At 55.5% G+C, this 20,650-nt stretch carries 24 protein-coding genes; 18 read left to right on the top strand and 6 right to left on the bottom strand.

Going from position 1 to position 20,650, the window contains the following annotated elements:
• Positions 1-117: 117 nt before the first annotated feature.
• Together AC27IT_RS05270 and AC27IT_RS05265 are read right to left on the bottom strand one after the other, a co-directional pair.
• A complete protein-coding gene (locus AC27IT_RS05270) occupies positions 118-966 on the bottom strand; it encodes a LysR family transcriptional regulator (protein WP_283858876.1) in 849 nt (282 codons plus the stop codon).
• A 219-nt stretch (positions 967-1,185) separates the two neighbouring features.
• Positions 1,186-1,716, bottom strand: a complete 531-nt coding sequence (locus AC27IT_RS05265) for a hypothetical protein (protein WP_005829681.1) — start codon at positions 1,714-1,716, stop codon at positions 1,186-1,188.
• Between the two features lie 215 nt (positions 1,717-1,931).
• Here AC27IT_RS05265 and AC27IT_RS05260 point away from each other — a divergent pair, with 215 nt between their 5' ends.
• From AC27IT_RS05260 to AC27IT_RS05230, 7 genes are all read left to right on the top strand, one after another.
• A complete protein-coding gene (locus tag AC27IT_RS05260) occupies positions 1,932-3,320 on the top strand; it encodes a TraB/GumN family protein (protein ID WP_005829679.1) in 1,389 nt (462 codons plus the stop codon).
• Positions 3,321-3,559: 239 nt separating this feature from the next.
• The gene (locus tag AC27IT_RS05255) at positions 3,560-3,784 is read left to right on the top strand and encodes a DoxX family protein (protein WP_025843953.1); all 225 of its coding nucleotides are present in this window, start codon (positions 3,560-3,562) and stop codon (positions 3,782-3,784) included.
• A gap of 12 nt (positions 3,785-3,796) precedes the next feature.
• On the top strand, positions 3,797-3,955 hold the full coding sequence (locus tag AC27IT_RS05250) for a hypothetical protein (protein ID WP_005829675.1): 159 nt from the start codon (positions 3,797-3,799) through the stop codon (positions 3,953-3,955).
• Between the two features lie 171 nt (positions 3,956-4,126).
• Complete coding sequence (locus AC27IT_RS05245; protein ID WP_035986050.1) at positions 4,127-4,714, top strand: TetR/AcrR family transcriptional regulator; 588 nt, start codon at positions 4,127-4,129, stop codon at positions 4,712-4,714.
• A gap of 62 nt (positions 4,715-4,776) precedes the next feature.
• Positions 4,777-5,247 carry an SRPBCC family protein gene (locus tag AC27IT_RS05240; RefSeq protein ID WP_431809308.1) on the top strand — a complete coding sequence of 157 codons (471 nt, stop codon included), beginning with the start codon at positions 4,777-4,779 and terminating at the stop codon, positions 5,245-5,247.
• Complete coding sequence (locus AC27IT_RS05235) at positions 5,244-5,624, top strand: VOC family protein (RefSeq protein WP_431809307.1); 381 nt, start codon at positions 5,244-5,246, stop codon at positions 5,622-5,624. Before AC27IT_RS05240 ends, AC27IT_RS05235 begins: the two co-directional genes overlap by 4 nt.
• A 44-nt stretch (positions 5,625-5,668) precedes the next feature.
• Positions 5,669-5,839, top strand: coding sequence for a hypothetical protein (locus tag AC27IT_RS05230; protein ID WP_487091649.1), 171 nt, complete (start codon positions 5,669-5,671; stop codon positions 5,837-5,839).
• 1 nt (position 5,840) lies between these two features.
• Here AC27IT_RS05230 and AC27IT_RS05225 read toward each other — a convergent pair whose 3' ends face one another.
• A complete protein-coding gene (locus AC27IT_RS05225; protein ID WP_487091648.1) occupies positions 5,841-6,815 on the bottom strand; it encodes a helix-turn-helix domain-containing protein in 975 nt (324 codons plus the stop codon).
• A gap of 181 nt (positions 6,816-6,996) precedes the next feature.
• Between AC27IT_RS05225 and AC27IT_RS05220 the strand changes: the two genes are divergently transcribed.
• The 5 genes from AC27IT_RS05220 to AC27IT_RS05200 are packed head-to-tail and all read left to right on the top strand — an operon-like array spanning position 6,997 to position 13,288.
• Complete coding sequence (locus AC27IT_RS05220; protein ID WP_007778710.1) at positions 6,997-7,599, top strand: MptD family putative ECF transporter S component; 603 nt, start codon at positions 6,997-6,999, stop codon at positions 7,597-7,599.
• Positions 7,596-8,276, top strand: coding sequence for an energy-coupling factor transporter transmembrane component T (locus AC27IT_RS05215; protein ID WP_487091647.1), 681 nt, complete (start codon positions 7,596-7,598; stop codon positions 8,274-8,276). Before AC27IT_RS05220 ends, AC27IT_RS05215 begins: the two co-directional genes overlap by 4 nt.
• A complete protein-coding gene (locus AC27IT_RS05210; RefSeq protein ID WP_005829661.1) occupies positions 8,273-9,745 on the top strand; it encodes an ABC transporter ATP-binding protein in 1,473 nt (490 codons plus the stop codon). The genes AC27IT_RS05215 and AC27IT_RS05210 overlap by 4 nt, the downstream gene beginning before the upstream one ends.
• Complete coding sequence (locus AC27IT_RS05205) at positions 9,735-11,546, top strand: ABC transporter ATP-binding protein (protein WP_005829659.1); 1,812 nt, start codon at positions 9,735-9,737, stop codon at positions 11,544-11,546. Before AC27IT_RS05210 ends, AC27IT_RS05205 begins: the two co-directional genes overlap by 11 nt.
• On the top strand, positions 11,546-13,288 hold the full coding sequence (locus AC27IT_RS05200; protein ID WP_025843957.1) for an ABC transporter ATP-binding protein: 1,743 nt from the start codon (positions 11,546-11,548) through the stop codon (positions 13,286-13,288). The genes AC27IT_RS05205 and AC27IT_RS05200 overlap by 1 nt, the downstream gene beginning before the upstream one ends.
• A 180-nt stretch (positions 13,289-13,468) precedes the next feature.
• On the opposite strand, the gene AC27IT_RS05195 is transcribed toward AC27IT_RS05200, so the two are convergent.
• The gene (locus AC27IT_RS05195; RefSeq protein WP_157179498.1) at positions 13,469-13,828 is read right to left on the bottom strand and encodes a hypothetical protein; all 360 of its coding nucleotides are present in this window, start codon (positions 13,826-13,828) and stop codon (positions 13,469-13,471) included.
• A gap of 96 nt (positions 13,829-13,924) precedes the next feature.
• Here AC27IT_RS05195 and mle point away from each other — a divergent pair, with 96 nt between their 5' ends.
• Positions 13,925-14,773: an alpha/beta fold macrolide esterase gene (mle, locus tag AC27IT_RS05190; RefSeq protein ID WP_487091646.1), complete on the top strand. Its 849-nt coding sequence runs from the start codon at positions 13,925-13,927 to the stop codon at positions 14,771-14,773.
• A 13-nt stretch (positions 14,774-14,786) separates the two neighbouring features.
• Here the strand turns inward: mle and AC27IT_RS05185 are convergent, their stop codons facing one another.
• Entirely contained in the window at positions 14,787-15,158 is a 372-nt protein-coding gene (locus AC27IT_RS05185; protein WP_025843959.1) for a winged helix-turn-helix transcriptional regulator, read from the bottom strand.
• A gap of 120 nt (positions 15,159-15,278) precedes the next feature.
• On the opposite strand from AC27IT_RS05185, the gene AC27IT_RS05180 reads away from it, so the two are divergent.
• Positions 15,279-16,001 (top strand): SDR family oxidoreductase, encoded by a 723-nt coding sequence (locus tag AC27IT_RS05180; protein ID WP_197187305.1) that lies wholly within the window; start codon positions 15,279-15,281, stop codon positions 15,999-16,001.
• Positions 16,002-16,187: 186 nt separating this feature from the next.
• Here AC27IT_RS05180 and AC27IT_RS05175 read toward each other — a convergent pair whose 3' ends face one another.
• Positions 16,188-16,925: a cyclase family protein gene (locus tag AC27IT_RS05175; protein WP_007778731.1), complete on the bottom strand. Its 738-nt coding sequence runs from the start codon at positions 16,923-16,925 to the stop codon at positions 16,188-16,190.
• Between the two features lie 324 nt (positions 16,926-17,249).
• On the opposite strand from AC27IT_RS05175, the gene AC27IT_RS05170 reads away from it, so the two are divergent.
• From AC27IT_RS05170 to AC27IT_RS05155, 4 genes are all read left to right on the top strand, one after another.
• Entirely contained in the window at positions 17,250-17,804 is a 555-nt protein-coding gene (locus AC27IT_RS05170; RefSeq protein WP_005829646.1) for a MarR family winged helix-turn-helix transcriptional regulator, read from the top strand.
• 155 nt (positions 17,805-17,959) lie between these two features.
• Entirely contained in the window at positions 17,960-19,099 is a 1,140-nt protein-coding gene (locus tag AC27IT_RS05165; RefSeq protein WP_487091645.1) for an MFS transporter, read from the top strand.
• 195 nt (positions 19,100-19,294) lie between these two features.
• On the top strand, positions 19,295-19,714 hold the full coding sequence (locus AC27IT_RS05160) for a VOC family protein (RefSeq protein WP_007778737.1): 420 nt from the start codon (positions 19,295-19,297) through the stop codon (positions 19,712-19,714).
• Between the two features lie 165 nt (positions 19,715-19,879).
• Entirely contained in the window at positions 19,880-20,650 is a 771-nt protein-coding gene (locus AC27IT_RS05155) for an alpha/beta hydrolase (RefSeq protein WP_007778740.1), read from the top strand.

Raw genomic sequence — 20,650 nt, 5'->3', positions numbered from 1 at the left:
CGGACTTGTGTAGCTCAAGGCTTTTCCCCTCCAGCAAGTGAAGTAGTTTCCCTCTATTGTACCGCTTGTCCAGGCCAGAAACAGATAAAAAAAGAGCCGTGCCCGGAAAGCGCACGGCTACAGGAAATGACTCGCTTCGATAAATTGCCTTTCCAGCGGCGAGAGCTGATAGCCTTGCCGCGTGACCAAATATTTATCCACATACCGATGCTCTGCGGGCAGCTCCACAAAGTCTGTCAGCCCAAACTGCCTGACGATCCGTTTGGATAAAAGGGCGATCCCCATGCCCAAAGCGGCAAACTGAAACAGTGTCTCCAGCACGGCTACTTCCGTCAAGGGGGCTGCTGGCAAACCAAGGTCGGAGTAAAGCTGCAGCAAAATCGCCGTACACAGACATTCCTTGGAGGAAACGAGCATTGTTTCGCCTTGCAGAAAATGCTGGAGCGAAACGCCCGACTTTGCTTTTTTGCCGATCAATACAAGCTCTTCTGTCCCGATTTTTTTGAAGTGGAGCTGCTCCGTCTTGCTGGATGTGCCGATCGTATAGGCGAGGTCGATGCTGCCAGACATCAGCGCTTTTTCCATTTCCTCGGTGGTGCCGGTCTTCAAGGTGACGGACAGCCGCGGATATTTATCGTACAGGTCCGTGAACGCCGCCGTCAGCTCCGAGCCGATGACCGATTGCATCGTGCCCAGCCGCAGCTTGGGGTCTTGCTGCTGCATCTCCTGTTCGGCTTCTTCCCAGAGGGTCAGCAACTTTTTATAGTGCGCATACAGCCTCTCTCCCTCATGGGTCAGCTCCATTCCTTTGGAGCTGCGGATGAACAACTGCTTTTCGTAATGCGTTTCGATCTTTTTGATTTTCGCTGTCATGTTGGATTGCAGATGGTTCATGCGAAAGGCGGCGGCAGACAGACTCTTCAGCTCGGCGACCGTGACAAAAGCCCGGATGGTATCTATATCCATGTGTTTTGGCTCCTTTTATCGAAAAAAAGTGATGGCTCTATCGAAAGCTGACATGATTCGAGATGCCTTTTGCTTAGCATACTCGTGGCAAAACGATTTTGCCGAGTCATAACGAGGGGGAATGGGCATGAAAACGGACAAACCAGAGCGCGCTGGCTTTCTTTTTAAAGTGTGGTCAGACGATTCGGAAAAATAGGGCTGTTCAAGGCCAGCTACCGGCTACACCGACATAAACCGGATCAGCCCCAAAATGGCAAAGGCAAACAATGCCGTCCCCACGCCAATGCCGGTAATCGCGCTGCTCGCCACTTGCAGCTTGCGCGCGATCGGACGGGAAACAAGGGCGACGACAATCAGCAGCACGGCCAAAACGGATAAACCCGCATCCGCAAACACATTTTTCAGCCCGAAAAAATGGAGGCCGACGATCAAGGCAATCCACGGGGCAATCTCGTCCTTGCGCCGCTTTTTCAAGAGCACAAGCGCTCCCGCCAGAGCAAGGGCAAATTCGACAGACACGAGGAGCAAGTAACGTTGAAAAGCAGTCCGGTCAGACAGCGCGGAAGGGGCATGCCAATTGGTTACACTCAGGTAGACGCCCACGAGGCAGACGAGCAGCGCGGCGCCTGCAGCCATGCCGAGATAGTTGCGCCAGCCCGGTCGGGGCTTTTCCTGCGCCCAGCCGAACCAGGAGAAGCTGAACAGCCCAAAGACTGCGGCGTACATGGCGTAGTCACGGACGCACTCCATCGTATCCCTCCTTAAATGATGTTGTTATTTTTTTACTATAACAGATAAGCGCCGGGAGGAAAGCGGCAAAAAGCCGGACGAGTCGAGCGGATGAACGCAAAATGAGCCAATCAAATCTAGCATTTGGGTTACTTGCATTTTTTGCTGTGGTATAATCTACCATTGATAGAAAATAACGAGCGAGTCTGCTTGACAGCATGAGAGGAGTTCTTTTTATGAACAAAAACAAGCGATGGAGCAAGTTTTTCCGGTGGGCGGGAGCAGGGGTATTCAGCCTGTCCATTTTATTGGGGCAAGTCTACCCGGTTCATGCTAAGACGCCAGCGTCAGTTCCCAGCGTCAGCCCATGGGCTGTGACGACCTTGAACGAAGGCGAGAAATACGGGATTTTCCCGTTGCAGTGGTACCAGGACGAAGCATTTCTGCAGCCGATCTCTGCTGATCGGTTTGCCGAACTGATGAAGGCTACGGAGAAAAAGCTCGATGCGCTTGGCTTGCAGAAAAAAGCAGCGGCTGTGTCGGTTCCTCAAGAGAAAGTCATCACGCGCGAAACGGTCATGACCTCTCTGTACAAGCTTTTGGCGAATTACGAGCTGCCGGCCGCATTCGAAATGACGGGGCAAGACTCTTTGGCGTACTTGCAGAAAAAAGGGCTGGTGAAAGGAACGGGTAATGCGGGTCTGGCCCTGCAGCAGCCTGCGACGGTTGAACAGGCAGTGGTGCTCGCAAGCCGGGTCGTCGAGTTCGCCTACGATACAGCGGGCAGCGGTGCCGCAGGTCTGATGTGGAAGGTGACGAACGGCAAAAACACGCTGTACTTGCTCGGCTCCGTCCACCTCGGGATTACGGACATGTACCCGATGAAAAAAAGCATCCGCGACGCCTTCGAAGCTTCTGACGACCTGTGGGTCGAGGCAGACATCGTCGGCGGCGACATGGACTACATGACCGAAAAAATGATGTACAGCGACGGTACGACATTAAAGGACCACGTATCCGCCGAGACGTACAGCAAGCTGCAAAAGGTGCTGGCAAGCCTGGGGCTGCCGGAAAACTCCTTTGATACGCTGAAGCCGTTTGCCGTTACGCTGTCGCTGCCGACATTCGGCTACTTCTCCGATCCGGCGGAAGGCGAGGTTGGCCTGATTACGGGCATTGACCGCTACTTCCTGACGAAAGCGCTGCTTGCCGACAAGCCGATCCACGAGTTGGAAGGCATCAAGCTGCAGGCGGACTTGCTCTCTGGCGTGCCTGCCGAGCAGCAGGAAAAAGAATTGAACACTATGCTGGACAGCATCCTCTCTGGCGAGCAACTGGCCGACCAGGGAAAAATTTTGCAAGACATGCAGCGCGACTGGGTGGAAGGCGATCTGGAAGGGCTGACCAACACCTTGACAACCTACGGGCAGTTCGGGGCTGGCGAAGTGAACCAGCGCCTGCTCGGGGAACGGGACCGCAACATGGCGAGCAAGCTGGTACAGCTCCTGGAGCAGGAAGGAGAACACACCTCTTTTGTCGTGATCGGCTCTGCCCATTACGCGATGAAAGGAATGGTTCTCGACCAGTTGAAACAAAAAGGCTACGACATTCAGCGCATGAAATAATGGTAGAAAAGCAAGCCGCTTCTGCAGTCCGCAGTCCGCGCAATGGACATCTGTCTATTTGCGCGGGCTGTTTCTTTTTGCCTGGAGAAACCCGGCTGCCAACAGAGCAATTCATGAGAAATGTCGCGAATCGGTTTGTGTTACCCTTTTCTTAGTTGATGATAGCAACAGGGGACATAGGCTTCGTAAAAAGGCAGCAAAGCGCAATCGTAATTTTTTCAGGAAGAAAGGTGGAACGGATGGTGGCGCAAAACATTTCCAAAACCCGCCTCTGGGTAGCCCGGATCATGAGCGGGCTTGTCATTCTCATCATGCTGTTTGACGGTATCTTCAAACTCATCCAGCCCGAGCCGGTTATAACAGGCACGCTGGAGCTTGGCTATGCCGAGCACCATATCGCCCTGCTGGGCATTCTCGCGCTCGTCTCTACGGTGCTGTATGCGCTGCCGCGAACGGCTTTTTGAGGCGCTGTGCTGTTGACAGGGTATTTTGGCGGCGTGATCGCGACACAGATTCGCATGGATGCGCCCCTGTTCACGCACACGCTGTTTGCCCTCTACCTGGCGATTCTCGCCTGGGGCGGGCTTTGGCTGCGGGACGAACGGGTGCGGAAGCTGTTTTCGCTGCGGCAGTAGGCAGTAGTGGAGAAGCATCTTTGCATTGTTAGACAAAAGCCCAGGATTGGTCAGCCAGGGTTTTTGCCGTATCGCTATTGACATTTCCAAAAAAAGAAATAAGCTATGGTTACGTATGTTAGTGAGTACTAACTAAACAAAAGCGAAATTCCACGATGACGGGAGGACGAAGTGAAGGGACAAATGGCTACGGACACCAAAGAAAAGCTGATGACAGCAGCCATCGAGTTAATGGCGGCAAAAGGCTACAAAGGCGTATCGACAAAAGAAATCGCCGCCGCTGCCCAGGTTAGCGAAATGACGCTGTTTCGCCATTTTGGCAGCAAGCAAAATCTGCTCGACCAGGCAGTGGAGCGCTACCATTACTCCGTGGAGATGGAGCGGATTTTCGCGGAACAGATCGTCTGGGAGCTGCGGGCTGACCTCTTGATGATGAGCCGGATGTACCACGAGATCATGGAGCGCAATCGCAAGCTGTTTCTCATCGTGCTCAAAGATGACGACCTCTTGGCCATCCGCGAAAAGGCGCAAAAGCATCCGCGCAAGCTGCTGGAGCTTTTGACGCAATATTTTCAGATCATGCAGGAGAAAAACAAGCTGGTCGCCACAGATGTCGAAGCGCAGGCGATCACCTTCATGTGGATGAACTACGGGGCGTTCATGACGCATTTGTACGGGGCAGAGACGATCACAAACGTCACGAGGCAGCGGTTCATGGAATCGAGCATCGACTTGTTCGTCAAGGCGTTGACTCCGTAATTTTTTTGCAAGCATGCTGGCAGTTAGCGCTAACAAATGTACGCAAATGGTGAGGTGGGAAAGTGAACAGCAAACCGTCTTTGGCATTACCGAAAATGGTTGGACAAACCGCCGCGACCGGGTTCCAGATCGGCGTGCGCAGAACGCTTCCGATATCGAGCGAAGGGGCCTGGACTTTTTTGACGTCACAAGAGGGCTTGAAGCTGTGGCTGGGCGAATTGCCGCCGCCTGCCTTTCAGGTGGGAGAAGCTTTTGCTTGTGCAGAAGGGATTTCCGGGGAGTTCAAGGTCGTCAAGCCGTTTCAGCAGCTTCGCCTGAGGTGGAACAAGCCGGAGTGGGAAAAGCCGTCGACTTTGCAAATCCGCTTGTTAGCCGCCAAAAACGGGAAAACGACGATCAGCTTTCACCAGGAAAACCTCCCGGACGCAGCGGCGCGCGAACAGATGAAGCAGCAGTGGGAGGAAGCGCTGGAAAAGCTGAAGGAAAAAGCTTGCCTGAGCGCGGAGGAAAACGAGGGGAGCAGTGTCCGATGAACAAGTTCAGCCATATGGATTTGCGAGTGAAAAGTCTGGAAAAATCGTTGCCCTTTTACGAAAAGCTGCTGCCTGCGCTCGGGTTTACGCGCATGTTTCACAGTGCGAACTGGCGCGTGTTTGCAGCGGAAGGCGAGCTGCCGAGTGTGCCGTACTTTGCGATCACCGAAGACCCGGAGCACGTCCCGAACGGCAATCTGATCGGCTTCTGGGCGAGCGACCGGGACGAGGTAGACCGGATGGCCGCGCTCGTGGAGCAGTCCGGGGGGACCATTCACAGCGGGCCGCAGTTTTTTCCCATCAGCCCCACCTACTACGCAGTCTATTTCCAGGACCCGTGCGGCAACCGGTACGAGATCGTGCATCGCCTGAATTAAACGAAGAAGCTGTAGCCGACGTGTGAGCGGCTACAGCTTTTTTTGTGCGCCACTCGGCATGCGGCAGGGAAAGCCCGGCTTTATGGACGTCAGCGGAGCGCAAGCGCTTCGACTTGCGCCATGCAGCAGCACCGCGCAAAAAAGACCAGGCACAGCGTTCAGGCGGGACCGCAAACGCCGTCAACACGCTTGACCAGCTTCCCCCGACCGTCTGACCTACAAGAGCGTAGCGCAGTATCTCCGGTACTCGTTCGGCAGCATCCCGGTAATTTTGCGAAACAGCTCGGAGAAACGGCTGGAGTTGTGGTAGCCCACGAGCTGCGCAATCTGGTTGATCGGCATGTCCGTGCTGCTGAGCAACTGCTCCGCCCGGCTCATCCGCTTGTTCTGGATATATTCCGTAATCGTGCATTTGTAAACGAGCTTGAACGTGCTCTTGAGCTTGGTCGTCCCCATGCAGGCGATCCGGGCGAGCGACTCCAGGTGGATGTCCTCGGCAAAGTGGTCGTCGATATAGGCGGTCACAGCCTGCAGACTGTCCAAATCCGCCTTGGACACGTATTTGCTCGGATACGTCTTTTTTTGCTGCTGGGCTTTTTCGACGATCAGCGAGACTGCCTCCGCCACCTTGCCCTCGTAGTACAGCTTGGCCGCGATGCCGGTGCCGCGAAACTGTCTGATCTGTCGGAACAGAAAGACGAGCTCGGGAAAATTCATCAGTCCGTCCACGCTGAGAAAAGACGAGCGCGGGTCCGTGTACTCATCCGGGTATTTTGTTTTCAAATAATCTTCGTAATACTCCGGCGTAATCTCGATCCCCGTCGAACGGATCGGGATATTTTTATGGTAGCGCGCCCGATACACGTTGTTGCAGCCAAAATGCACGCGGATGCAGCCGGAGGACAGGCGCTTGTACGGGTGCAGCTCTTCGCCCGAGACAGAGTCGTAGTAGTTCAGGCTCAAATACTTCGGCTGCTGAAATTCCAGGAACAAATCCTCATAAAAAACGAAGTCGAGAATCGAGATGGCAAACAGGTTCTCCCGGGAGTACGTCCAGTAGTGACCGGAGCCTTTTTCGGGCGAGACGGAAAAGCACGTCCCTGCCTGACTGTAGGGCACCTGGCTGTCATCCTGGTAAAAACCGCATTGCATCAAGCAAGGCACATGCATTTCGGTCACGATGTCCTTCATTTGCTTTCACCTCCAAATACCGTGATCGGACGAAAACATACCACGAAAAGACGCACCTGCGCCCAGCTCATTGACCCTCCAAGTTGGATAAAAATAAAATGGAACCAAGTCACTGGAAATGAAAATTGATCTCATTTACAGTTCTCTACATTTTTGCAATAGGACATAAGGAGGAACGATCATGGAAGCTCAAGTCTCACCCCTGCAAAACAGATGGACGTTGCGGGATTTCATCACACTCGCCATCTTCAATGTCGTCATGCTCATCATCATTACGTTCTGCCCGATTTTTACCTTCGCCTCTTACCTGATTGTCGGCGGGATCACCGCTCTGCTCAACGGACCGCTCTATGTGGTCATGGCGAATAAAATCAACAAAAGAGGCGTACTGTTCTTATCCGCTATCATTACGGGCCTGTATTTTGTCGCTTATGGCTATGCGTATTTCCTGCTGGTGCTCGGCGTCATGGGGATCATTTGCGAACTGGTTCTGTGGGGCCAGGAAGGCTATAAAAACCCTGTGCGCAACGCCATCGCCTACGCCTTGTTCTATGTAGGCTACTCGCTGTGCGGGATGGTTCCGCTCATTTTCTTCCGCGACGAGTACATTGCGACTCTGTCCAAAAGCTACTCCAAAGTGGCGCTGGATGAAATGCTCTACTACTACGGGACTCCGAGCATGGCGATCACCATGTGCCTGATTTCGGCAGCGGGCGGCCTTGTCGGTGTCATGATCGGGAACATGCTGTTCAGAAAACATGTGAAAAAGGCCAAGCTGGCATGAGGCAGCCAGGTCCAAAGACACACCTGCTGGTGCTTCTTCTGGCGAGCATCCTGACGATCCTCATCAAGGACGACCTGCAGGTACATATGATGGTGGCTTTAAGTGTAGTGTACTTGGTCTTAAATCGGCTGTCCAGAAAGGTACTTCCCTTTATTCTCGTTTATGTCCTGTCTCTGGCTGTTTCTTTTGCCATGCCGGAGACGCTCGGGACGATGAAGCTTGTTTTTTATTCGTTTGCCAGAATGATGCCGCTGGTCATGATCGGGGCGACGCTGATGTACTCGCCCCCCGGCAGCATCATGTGCGTCCTGGAGCGGATGTCAGTGCCGCGGCCGATTACCGTGATGATTTGCATTCTGATCCGCTTTTTCCCGGTGGTGCTGTTGGAGATGAAGGCGATTCGCGACGGCATTCGCGCGAGGGGGATTTTTCCGCACTGGTACAGCGCGCTGCTCCATCCGGCCATGGCTTACGAATGCTATTTCATGCCGCTGGTCGTGCGCTGCCTGAAGCTCTCCGCCGAGCTGGCTTCGTCGGCCGAGCTGCGCGGGATCGAGAGCGACTGCGCGAGGACGTCGATCCATGCGTTTCATTTCCGGACAGCCGACGCACTGGCGCTGGTCATCTACATTATAGCGGCGACAGCTATTTACGGAGCGGGAGGGATGATGGCATGATCGAGCTGACAGATGTCACCTTCCATTATGAGAGCGAAGACGGGACGCCCGGCAGTGAGACGGGGGTCAACCAGATCAACCTGTCGGTAAAAGCCGGACAGTGTGTCGTGCTGTGCGGGCGTTCGGGCAGCGGCAAAAGCACGATGATGCGGCTGGTCAACGGCCTCGCCCCCGGCTTTTACGCAGGCAAGCTCAGCGGCACGGTCCGCGTGGGCGGGAAAAGTCCCGCGGAGCTTTTGCCGCAGGAGAGAACGCGGCTGATGGGCGTCGTGTTCCAGGACCCTCGAAGCCAGTTTTTTATGGAAAACGTCCGCGACGAGTTGGCGTTTTCCGCGGAAAACATCGGGATGGACCCGCAAGAAATCAGGGAGCGGATCGACAAAGTAGCGAAGCAGCTCGGTGTGTACCATCTGCTCGACCGTTCGCTGCACAGGCTGTCCAGCGGCCAAAAGCAGCGCGTAGCGATTGCGGCTGCATCGGTCCTGGCCCCGCCGCTGCTGTTGCTAGACGAGCCTACGGCCAATCTGGACCAGTCCTCGACGCGAAATCTGATCGAAATTTTGGGAAGGCTCAAGCAAAACGGCACGACTCTGCTCATTTGCGAGCATCGGCTGACGCCGTTTTTGCCTGTAGCGGATCGGTATGTGTGCATGGAAAACGGCAAAATCGCGCAGACGTGGACGAGGGATGAGTTTGCCGAACTGCCGATGGAAGCGGTGCGGCCGTACGGGCTGCGCCACCCGGACATGGCTTGTGCCAGCAAGGCGGAGGATCAGGCGAAGAAGGCCACACCGTCCGAAATCGCGCTGGAAGGGCGAGGGCTTTCGTATTTTTACCGCAGAAAAGGCGACGGAGTCTCGGAGGTCGACATTACGCTGCCAAAAGGAACTGTCACGGCGCTAACGGGAGAAAACGGGGCCGGAAAGACGACGTTGAGCAAAATTTTGTGCGGGCTGCTGCGCGAGCAAAAGGGCACGGTCCACTACGGCTCCGCCCGCTATTTTGCGAGCAAAAGGCGCGCAGCGAGCTACCTGGTCATGCAGGACGCAGACTATCAGCTCTACGCCGACAGCGTGGGCAATGAGATCGTGATGGGCAGACGGCTGGACGAGGAGCTGCGCCAGCGCGCCTATGCGGCGATGGAGGCGTTTGGCATCGAAAATTTGCGCGACAGGCATCCGGCGTCCTTGTCGGGCGGAGAAAAGCAGCGGGTCACGATGGCGGCCGCCTACTGCTCGGACGCAGAGTGGATCATTCTCGACGAACCGACGAGCGGACTCGATGGGGATGGCGTCCTCAAGGTGGCAGCGTGGGTGAAAAAGCTCGCCCAGGCTGGCAAAACGGTAGTCATCATCACGCACGACCAGATTTTGTCCGGGCTGGCCAGCGATCAGATTGTGGAATTGAAAGCAACGCACGATGTGGAGACGATTTTCACAGAGCAAGGAGTGAGAACCGTTGAAACGTAAGCCAAAAACAGGAATGGCTCGACTGCTGGAGCTGGCAGGTGAAAAAAAGACGCTGATGGTCTGCTCGGCAGTTTTGTCTACCGTAAGCGTCTTTTTGCTGCTCGTCCCGTACTTGTCGATTTACTACGTTCTGGCTGAGCTTTTGCGGCATGCCGCAGACATTTCGGCCGTCGATGCGAGCTATGTCATTGCCTGGGCCGTCCGGGGCGTGGCAGGGCTTTTGCTCGGCTATTTGTTTATGTACGTCGGCGGGATGTGCTCGCACATTGCCGCCTTTCGCATTTTGTACGGCATCCGGGTGCGGTTGGCCGACCATATCGGTGCGCTACCGCTCGGCTACTTCAACAAAAATGCCACAGGCAAAATCAAAAAAGTCGTGGAGCTGGACGTGGAGCGAATCGAGCTGTTCATCGCCCACCAGTTGCCTGACCTGATTAATACGGCGGTGATGCTCGTCGTCATCGTGGTCGCGATGTTTTCGCTCGATGTATGGCTGGCGCTGGCCTGCATCATCCCGATGGTGCTCGGCTTCGCTGCCCAATATTCGATGATGGCTGGGAAAAAGGCGAAGGCGGGGCTGAAGGAATACTTTGACGCGCTGGAGGCGATCAGCACGTCCTCGGTGCAATACGTGCGCGGGATGCCGGCGATCAAAATTTTCGGCCAGACGGTGCATTCGTTCCGCAAGTTTTACCAGGACATGCTGCATTACCGCGATTTCAGCCTGCGCTACACGGACAATTTCGAGCTGGGCTACGTGTCCTTCAAGGTAGTCATGCTCTCGCTGGCGACGTTTTTCTTTCCGGTCGGCCTGTTTTTCATCAGCCAGGACCCGGATCACGTCGCTTTTGCTGCTACGCTGATGCTGTTTCTCGTGCTCGCTCCGGGGATATCCACGCCGATTTTCAAGCTGAACAACTTCGCCTCGGCGATGACGACGATTGCCGAGGGCGTAAAACGCATTGACGAGATGCTGCAAGAAAAAGCGATCCCGGAGCCGGAGCACGGTGCGAAGCCGACGGGCTATGACATCGAGTTTCGCGACGTCTCCTTTTCGTACGAGGGCGAGGGCGGCAACGAGGTGCTGCAGGGAATCAGCTTTGTCGCGGCACAGGGAAAAATTACGGCGCTCGTCGGTCCGTCAGGCTCGGGCAAATCGACCGTTGCGCAGTTGATTCCACGCTTCTGGGACGTGCAAAAAGGGACGATTTTCATCGGCGGCGTAGACATCCGCGAGATGAAGACGGCGGAGCTGATGGACGCCATGTCCTTTGTTTTTCAGGACAGCTTCCTGTTTACGGACACGCTTTACAACAACATTTTGTCCGGTCGGCCGAGTGCGACGAGAGAGGAAGTGTACGCTGCGGCGAAGGCGGCGCAATGTCACGGGTTCATTGAGCGGTTGCCGCATGGCTACGATACGCTGATCGGCGAGGGCGGCGTGCACCTGTCGGGCGGGGAGCAGCAGCGGGTGTCGGTTGCTCGCGCGATTTTGAAAAACGCGCCGATTTTGATTCTCGACGAGGCGACAGCGTACGCCGACCCGGAAAACGAATACGAGATGCAGCTTGCCTTGGGAGAGCTGATCCGCGGCAAGACGGTGTTGATTATCGCCCATCGGCTGACGACGATTTGCGAAGCCGATCAGATCATCGTGCTGAAAAACGGCAAAATCGAGGACAGCGGCACGCATCGCGAGCTGCTCGCCCGCGGCGGATTGTACAAAAACATGTGGGCTGCCTATACGAGCTCGGCTGACTGGACGATTGATCTCAGGCAGGAGAAGGAGGTGTACGGCTGATGCGCAAGCTGCTGTACGACATTACGGCCGGCAACCCCGGGAAAATGTGGAAGCCGATCCTTTGGGCCGTGCTGGCGAATCTCGCCAACATGCTGCCGTTTGGCTGTCTGGCCTGGGCCGTGAGCCTCGTTTACGCCTACTATGCCAAAGAGCAGGCTGCGCTCGATACGCAAAGCTTATGGCTGGCGTGGGGAGGCATGGCCGTATTTCTGATCGTCGTGTTCTACTGTGAGCGAAAAGCGTATCGCGCGATCTATCGCGGCGCGTACGAAGCGTCTGTCGAGGGCCGGACGAATCTGGCCGAGCACTTGCGCAAGCTGCCGCTTGGCTTTCTCATGCGCAAGGACGCAGGCGAGCTGGGTCATGCGATCATGAACGATTTTACCCAGATTGAAAATGCCGGAACGTCGATTTTGCCGCAGTTGATTAGCGGTGTGCTGATCCCGTTTCTCGCGTTTTTCGGCCTGCTGTTCTGGGACTGGCGCATGGCCGTGGCGATGCTGGCCGGATTCCCGGTCACGATCCTCATTTTGTGGGGCGTCTCCCGACTGGAACGAAGGCTCGGCACGAGCCATTCCCGGGCCAAAGTCGCCCTCGCGAACTGCCTGCAAGAATATTTGTACGGCATGAAGGTCATCAAGGCGTACAATTTGCGCATCGACAACTTCCAAAGGCTGAAGCAGTCGTTTTACCGCTACATGCAAGAGAGCATCAGGCTGGAGGGAGTGCTCGGCCCGTTTTTCCTCGTTGCCATGGCATTCATGCAGATGGGCGTATCGCTGTTGACGATTGTCGGCGTCTATCTCGTGCTCGGCGGCGAGTTGACGGTTCCGCTGTTCGCAATGTTCCTGTTGGTCGGGGCGCGCATTTTCGACCCGCTGTCTGTCGCGATCATGCGCCTGCCTGCGTTCAAGTACGATGCGATGGCGGGAGAGCGCATCGTCAATCTGCTGGCCGAGCCGATCATGCAAGGCGAGCAGGCAGCGCCTGAGGAGCACGACATCCGCTTGGAAGAGGTGAGCTTTGGCTATGACGACGGCACGCTCGTACTGGACGGCGTGTCTGTCGAGATGAAAAAAGGCACGCTGACGGCTATCGTCGGGCCGTCCGGCAGCGGAAAAAGCACGCTGCTGCGGCTGATCGCGCGCTTTTACGATCCGGTCGGGGGACGGGTGCTGTTCGGCGGAAAAGATGAACGCGAGATAGACCCGGAGAAGCTCATGCAAAAAATTTCGATGGTATTCCAGGATGTGTACTTGTTCCAGGACACGATCCGCAACAATATTCGCTACGGGCGGGAAGATGCGACGCAGGAAGAGATTGAGGCCGCAGCCAAGGAAGCGTGCTGCCACGACTTCATCATGAAGTTGCCGAACGGCTACGACACGATGGTCGGCGAGGGCGGCTCCACTTTGTCCGGCGGCGAAAAGCAGCGCATTTCCATCGCCCGGGCGATTTTGAAAAACGCTCCGGTGCTGCTCCTGGACGAAGCGACTTCCTCGCTCGACCCGGAAAACGAAGCCGACATGCAGCAGGCGATCGGGCGGCTGGTCAAAGGCCGGACGGTCATCATGATCGCCCATCGGCTGAAAACGGTCGTGAACGCCGACAACATCATCGTGCTGGAAAAAGGCAAGGTCGTGGAACAGGGGCGGCACCAGGAGCTGTTGGAAAAAGGCGGGCTGTACGCCCGGCTGTGGGAGCTGCAGCGAAGAACGAGCGGGTGGAAAATTACGGCGTAGCGTCTGCATGAAGGCCATGAGGGACAACGGGCGCGCGTGTTGGACGATTATCCAGTCATTGACAGTTCACAGCGGCTCATGGTAGGATGGACGCAATTGAGAGGAACGGAGGGTTACGTGTGACAAACTAATTTTTCGGTTTCATTCCTGGCACAATGATTGGAAATAGCACGAAAAAGGCTAAGTCGTGTGCGTACGGTAATCGAAAAATGGTTTGCCTGCATGGTAACCGGTTTGCAGGACAGGTAGGGGAAGTTTTTCAAGCGACGGCCCCGCTTGCCCTGAAAAACAAAAGAAGAGAAGGAAGCGAATGGAACGGTCATTTTCACGGTTTCGCCCGCTGCCGTTTGCCATTGCGCGCTGCAAAAGCGGCTCTGCTTTTTGCGCGGCGTGCTTCAACGCGGCAAGTCTGCGGCGTTTGGCGCGGTTCTTTTTCTCTGCTTTTTCGATTACACCAGCACAGGCAGCCAGCCTGTGTTTTTTTGTACTGTAAGATTTATAAGTGCAACTAAGGCTGCGCCAACGGCTTGGCGCAGCCAAGTTTTCACTCGGGCAGCCTTGACTGTCCGCGCGCAAACGGCCTGGCAAAAGTCCGGCCGTTCATGAAAAGATTGCATTTTGAAGGAGGAGAAACGAATGACCGAACAAATGGTGAATCGAAATGGCGTGGAGCTTTGCACGGAAAGCTTCGGCAATCCGGCCGATCCGGCTATTTTGCTGATTATGGGGGCGCAGGCGTCGCTCGTCTGGTGGGAGGAACCATTTTGCCAGCGGCTGGCGGACGCGGGCCGCTTTGTCATTCGCTACGACAATCGCGATGTCGGCCGCTCTACCACTTTTGAGCTGGGCAATCCGGGCTATACGTTCGAGGACATGGCAGACGACGCGATTCACATACTCGATGCCTACAAAATCGAGCGGGCGCACATCGTCGGCATGTCGATGGGCGGGATCATCACGCAGATCATCGCTTTGCGGCATCCGGAAAGAGTGCGGACGATCGGCTTGCTGGCAACGTCCAATTTCGCCCCGGATTTGCCGCCGATGGAGGAGAAGATCGTGCAATTTTTCAGCAATGTAGAAGAGCTAGACTGGGAAAAGGAGCAGGACGTGATCGACTTTTCCGTCGCGAAGTGGAAAGTGCTCGTCGGCTCCCGGCACCCGCTTGACGAGCAGCGGACGTATGAGCTGGCGACAGCGGAAGTAAAACGCAGCCGCAAGATGGCAAACATCAACAATCACGCGCTGATTCCCGGCAGCGAACCGTATTTGGCCCGGACGGCAGAAATCGCGGTCCCTGCCCTGGTCATTCACGGCACAGAAGACCCGATCATTCCGTATCCGCACGGTGTCGCGCTGGCGCGGACGATTCCCGGCGCCGCGCTGGTGACGCTGGAAGGAACCGGGCATGAGCTTCCGCAAGGCGACTGGGACGTTATTATCGGCGCAATCTTGCAGCATACGCAGGGGGACGGCGCAGCGTAGCAGGCGGCCCGTGCTACCACCCTGCTTCTTCGATCTCGTCTTCCTCGCAGAGCAAACGCTCCATCTGCTCGCGGTCCACGTGTGCGAGTCCCCAGTCGCAGATCATTTCCAGCAGCGGGATGAGCGAGAGTCCTTTTTCCGTCAGCGCGTACTCGACGCGGGGCGGCACCTCGGGATAGACGGTTCTCGACACGAGGCCGTCTTCTTCCAACTCGCGCAACTGGTTGGTCAACGTTTTGTGGGAGATGTCGCGGATGTAGCGATGCAGCTCGCCGAAGCGCCTGGGCGCGTGTTCGTACAGCTCGTACAATATCATCACTTTCCACTTGCCCTGGATGATTTGCAAAGTGGCGTCAAATTCGTTCAAGTACTTTTTCTTCGTCATGGCGCTGTCCTTTCTTACGTGCAGGTTAGTAGCTCACTTCAAAGTGCTTACTGGCGGAGTCGCGGGCGCTCCATATATACTCACTTTACCATGAATCAATCAGGAAAGAGGGGACCGAGGATGAAGAAGGGATTCGTCGTCATTACAGGGGCTTCGTCTGGCATCGGCAAAGCGACAGCCGCTCTGTTTATCGAAAAAGGACACAACGTGCTTTTGCTCGCGCGGCGCGTGGAGCGGCTGGAGGAATTTCAGGGCGCTACGGTCCGCAAGGCGCAGGTCGACGTGACGGACGAGCAGGCGCTGAAAAAAGCGATCGCGGAAGCGGAGGCGCAGTTCGGCCCGGTGGAGGCGATCGTCAACAATGCGGGGCGGATGCTCCTCGGCGATATCAGCAAGCAGGACAGCAGCGAATGGAAAGACATGTACGCGGTCAATGTCATCGGCGTGCTAAACGGCATGCAGGCCGTGCTGCCGTCGATGATCGAGCGTAAGACGGGCACGATTATCAACATCAGCTCGATTGCGGGCAAAAAGACGTTTGCCGACCATGCGGCTTACGTAGGCACGAAATTCGCCGTTCACTCGATCAGCGAAAACGTGCGCGAAGAAGTGGCGAAGCACAACGTCCGCGTCATGACGATTGCCCCTGGCGTCGTCGAGACAGAGTTGTTGAGCCATACGACCGACGAGGCGATCAAAGCGAGCTACACGGATTGGAAGCACTCGATCGCAGGCGGCCTCGATCCGAGAACGATAGCGGAGACGATCTACTTTGCGTTCAGCCAGCCGCAGAGTGTCAATATTCGCGAGATTGTGCTGGCGCCGACGAGACAGCAAGGGTAACGAGCATGACCCCCGGGCGGATGACCGGGGGTTTGGTGCTTATTCGGCTTTATGGCATGGTTTCTGGGCAGTTATTTAGAGATAAAGAAAGTGGACAACGATCGTTTCTCTTAAAAAAAGAAAGTTCCCAGCTCAGTTGGCTTGGGAACTTTCTTTTTCAGTGCAAGACGGATTTTGTAACGATGGCTACGGCAAAATCGCAAACGAACGCACAGGGAACCCGGAGGCTTTTTCCGGCTTCGGCGTAATGTTGACGATTACGGCACCCTTGGCAGGCAGCTTGTCCAAGTTTTTCAGCAGCTCGACCTGATAGGTGTCCTGGGCCAGCACGTAATACTCGCCCAATAGCGCGCCGTTTTTCTGGAAGTCGACGCTGGCGTCGGTGTCAAACGTCTCATGCCCGATCGCTTTGATCTGCCTTTCCTCAAACAAAAACTTCAAGGCGTCCAGTCCCCAGCCGGGAGCGTGGTTGTTGCCGTCGGCGTCCTTGTTGTTGAACGCCTCCGCATCGGGCCAGCGCTTGCTCCAATCGGTGCGCAGGGCGACGAAGCTGCCGCTCTCGATTCGGCCGTGCTCGGCTTCGAACTGCAAAATGTCCTCCACGGTCAGCACGTAGTCGTTGTTTGCTTCTGCTTCTTTTGATTTGTCGATGACGACGAGCGGCAAGACGAGCTCTTTCAGCTCCAGCTCGTCCAGGTAGCGTTTGTTGCGCACAAAGTGGATTGGCGCATCCAGGTGTGTGCCGTATTGTCCGGCAAAAGTAAAGCTCTGCGAAAAAAAGCCGTCGTCATGCGTGAACAGCGTCTTGAATTCGGCTGAGTCGAAAGCGGCAAAATGCGGCGACTCCGGGCCGAACGTGTGCGTCAGATCGACCCATTCCTTTTCTTTCAGCAGCGTGATTGCCTGAATCAAATCGTTTGCCATGTGCCCACCTCGTCAACGTTTTTGGAATGTTCGCTCCAATCCTTCCTCAGCAAGCCGCCGGATCACAAGACGTACCCCTTTCATGAAGCGAGCAACGCGTGCGGAACGGATGAGGCCAAGATTATTCGCAGGCTGGCGGTTTCTCGCAATCAGGCAGTTGGAAGGATTTGTTATACAAACTACTTTAGGCGTTATAATTCCGAGTGTCAACAAGGGAATTAAACGCTAGGAAAAATTGACGCACAAGCCACTTGCGCAAAACGGAGAAATCCCATATAGTGAGCATATTGTTAGATAATCTAATTTGTTTTGTTGAGGTGCCTGATGCGCAAAAAAAATCAGCAAGATCACACGCCGGATCACTCATTGCCAAAGCTGGGCGTAAAGCCGTATGCCGATTTGCTGGCGAAGACGGCTGCCAGCGAAACCAACCAGCATACTGCGTACATGGGGCTGTTGATGCTGTGGCTGTCCGACCACGTACTGGATGTCATGGACCAGGAGCTGGCTCCGTACGACATTACAGAGAGCAAGCTTGATCTGCTGCTTTTGCTCACGCTGCACGACGGAAAAGAACTGATTACCCCGTCTGCGATTGCGGAACGATTGGGGATTCGGCGGGCTTCAGCGACGGCGCTGCTCGATTGGCTCGAAAAAAGAAACTGGATCGTCCGCGAGCAAAACTCCGCAGATCGTCGGCGGGTGCATGTGAAAATTACGGCAGAGGGGCGCGCGCTCGTAGAAAAAGTGTTGCCTGCCTATTGGTCAGTTTGCTCCTCGCTGTTCCATGAGCTGGAGCCGGAGGAACTGCATGTGTTGGAAAACGTGCTGGTCAAGCTGAACCGGACGATGGAGAACAGGCTGGGAGTGGGGAGGTAAATTTTTTTCGACAAATAATTAGATTATCTAACTATATCTCTTTCCGTAGGTTCATCCTGGATGGAAATTCGTTCCGCTAGCCATCTGGGATGAAAAAATCTCTCCATGATTCACGCTTGACGAAAACAATAATCAAAAAGAGGTGGCATTTGCTCATGAAAACCGAATTGATCCACCAAAAAAGCTACGCGCTCATGACAGCCGTATTAAGCTGGGCGGGAATGGCTGTCATGACCAGCCTGTATGTCACGATTCCCCTCTTGCCTCTGTTTGCGGAAAACTACGGAGTGTCCCTGGCGGAAGCGGCGGCGACAGGAAGTGTGTTTTCGCTCGGCTTTGCGCTGGGCTGCCTGGTGTACGGGGTGCTGTCAGACAAATACGGGCGAAAACAGGTGATTTTGAGCGGGCTATTTGTGTTGATTGTGCTTTCCTTCCTGCTGGGCACAGTGGACAGCTTTGGCTGGCTGATCGTGCTGCGAGGCTTGCAGGGAGCGGCGGCCGCCAGTTTTTCCCCGGTCGCGCTGGCTTACGCCGTCGAAATGTTTCCGCTCGAAAAACGAGTGACTGCCATTGGCTTCATCAGTACCGGATTTCTCGTGGCCGGGATTGTCGGGCAGGTGGTTGGCGGCTGGCTCAGCCAACTGTACGACTGGCGATTTTTGTTTGACGTACTGGCTGTCGCATACGTCATCACGTTTTTGTTGATTTGGTTGTTCCTGCCAAAAGGCGAGCGCCTGTATCCGGACGCCAGCGTCTGGGAACCGTTCCGGCAGATCAGGCACGTTTTTCGGGTCAAAAACTTGCTGCTCGGCTATGTGATTGCCTTTGTGCTGTTGCTGTCTTTTGTGAGCATGTACACGGTTCTCGGCGCATACTTGAGCGGGCCAGCCTATGGTCTTGATGCGCAACAAATTGTGTGGGTCCGTGCGGCAAGCATTGGCGGGATGGTTTTGTCGCCGCTCGCCGGGCACCTGTCCAAACGCTTTGGCGTCCGCGGCGTTCTGCGCTTCTCCTTGCTGCTCGCCGTTGCCGGGCTTGCGCTGCTGGGCGTGGGCGCCTCCTTGCCGGTGCTCATCGGGATGACGCTTGTGTACGTCAGCGGTATCGCTCTCGCCGTTCCTTCTCTCATCTCGCTGATCGGTCAGTTGGCCGGGAAGCTGCGCGGGCTTGCGGTATCCGTCTATACGTTTATCCTGTTTGCCGGAACGAGCGTCGGGCCGATCCTCTCCATTCACTGGATGAAAACGGCCAGCTACGCCATGACGTTTTGCCTGCTGGCGCTGGTGCTTGGCTAAGGACTGTTGGCAGCGTGCTTGATTCGCGACGAGGCTTCTGAGAACAAGCGCGCAGAAAGGCAAGCGGGGTAAAAGCAAGCCGCCGCTTCTTTTTTACGAAAACAGCAAGCGAGAAGAAGCCCGCACGCTTGTTTTTGGTATCCTGATAAAAAGCAGCTTGTTTCCCCCGAAAAAACGAGCAAAGGAGAAACGACTATGACGAGAGAGCTTTGGATCAATTTGCCTGTGAAGGACGTGAAAAAGTCGAAGGCGTTTTTCGCCGCCATCGGCTTTTCGTTCCACCCGCGCCATGAGCACAGCGACGATATGGCAGGTCTTGTAATCGGCGAGCAGAAAACGCTGGTGCTGCTTTTCCCGGAGGCGACCTTCCAGACGTTTGCGCAAAATGAACTGGCAGACACGAGGCGCGGCACAGAAGTGTTGTTTTCCGTCGAGGCGGCCAGCCGCGAAGAAGTGGATGATCTGGTGAAAAAGGTCAGGGAGGCAGGCGGGACGGTGTTTGCCGAGCCGCAGGAGCAGGGCGGCTGGATGTACGGGGCCGGATTTGCCGATCTGGACGGACACCGCTGGAATGTGCTGTACATGGACATGGCGAAGGCGCCGCAAGGTTTTTGACCAAAAAGCAACTTCAGGCGGGCTGGTCAGGCAGGCAGGGCTGTCGGCTTTGCCGCACAGGAAAAGCTTCATCGGCGAATCTGGATTTTGTGCATGGCTACTTGCGCGGACTGTCCTTATAATTTTGGGGAGACTCCATCAAAACCGAGGAAAAGAGGTCCGAGCATGCGGAAGCGATTCATTACGGAGAAAGTGGCGGGCTTTGAACTGTCCATCCATTTGCCGAGCAGCTATACAGAAGAAAACAAACGCTATCCTGTCGTCTACTTGCAGGACGCAGGCAAAGTCGCGATGGATGGGTACAATTACCTCGATCATTTGTTTAACAGCAAGCAGCTTCCGGAGCTGATTCTCGTCGGCATCAAGCCGCACGACCGGAATCACGACTACACGCCGTGGCCAGAAGGGGCGCTTGTGGCGGACAGGCCGTCGTTTGGCGGCGGAGCGAGCCGCTACGTGCAAGCGGTCGCAGACGAGATCAAGCCGCACATCGACGCGAATTATTTGACCATGCCGGAACCGGAGCACACCGCGATTGCAGGCTGCTCGCTCGGCGGACTGGTCAGTGCGTACGCGTACTTCAATCGCCCGGAGACGTTTGGCAAAAGCGCCTGGATATCCGCTTCGTTCTGGTACGAAGGCTTCATCTCGTACATGCAGGAGAGGGCTTTGCCTGCTGAGAAGCATCGCGTCTATATGTACGTCGGCGAGCTGGAAGGCGTCTACAAAAAGACGATCCAGTCGGGAATGGTCGCGCAGACCAAAGCGGCGCACCGTCTCCTGCTCGAAAAAGGCTTTCCGCCGGAACATCTGAAGTTCGAGACGGACCCGCTCGGGACGCACGATTCTTTTTTCTTCGCGTTTCGCTTCATGAATGCGTTGAAATGGCTGTTTGGCGACGGCACGGACGCGTTCCCGCGTGAACGCGCAAACTGA

The organism is Brevibacillus sp. YAE8 (genome assembly GCF_057543335.1).
This window is presented reverse-complemented; position numbering and strand designations above follow the sequence as displayed.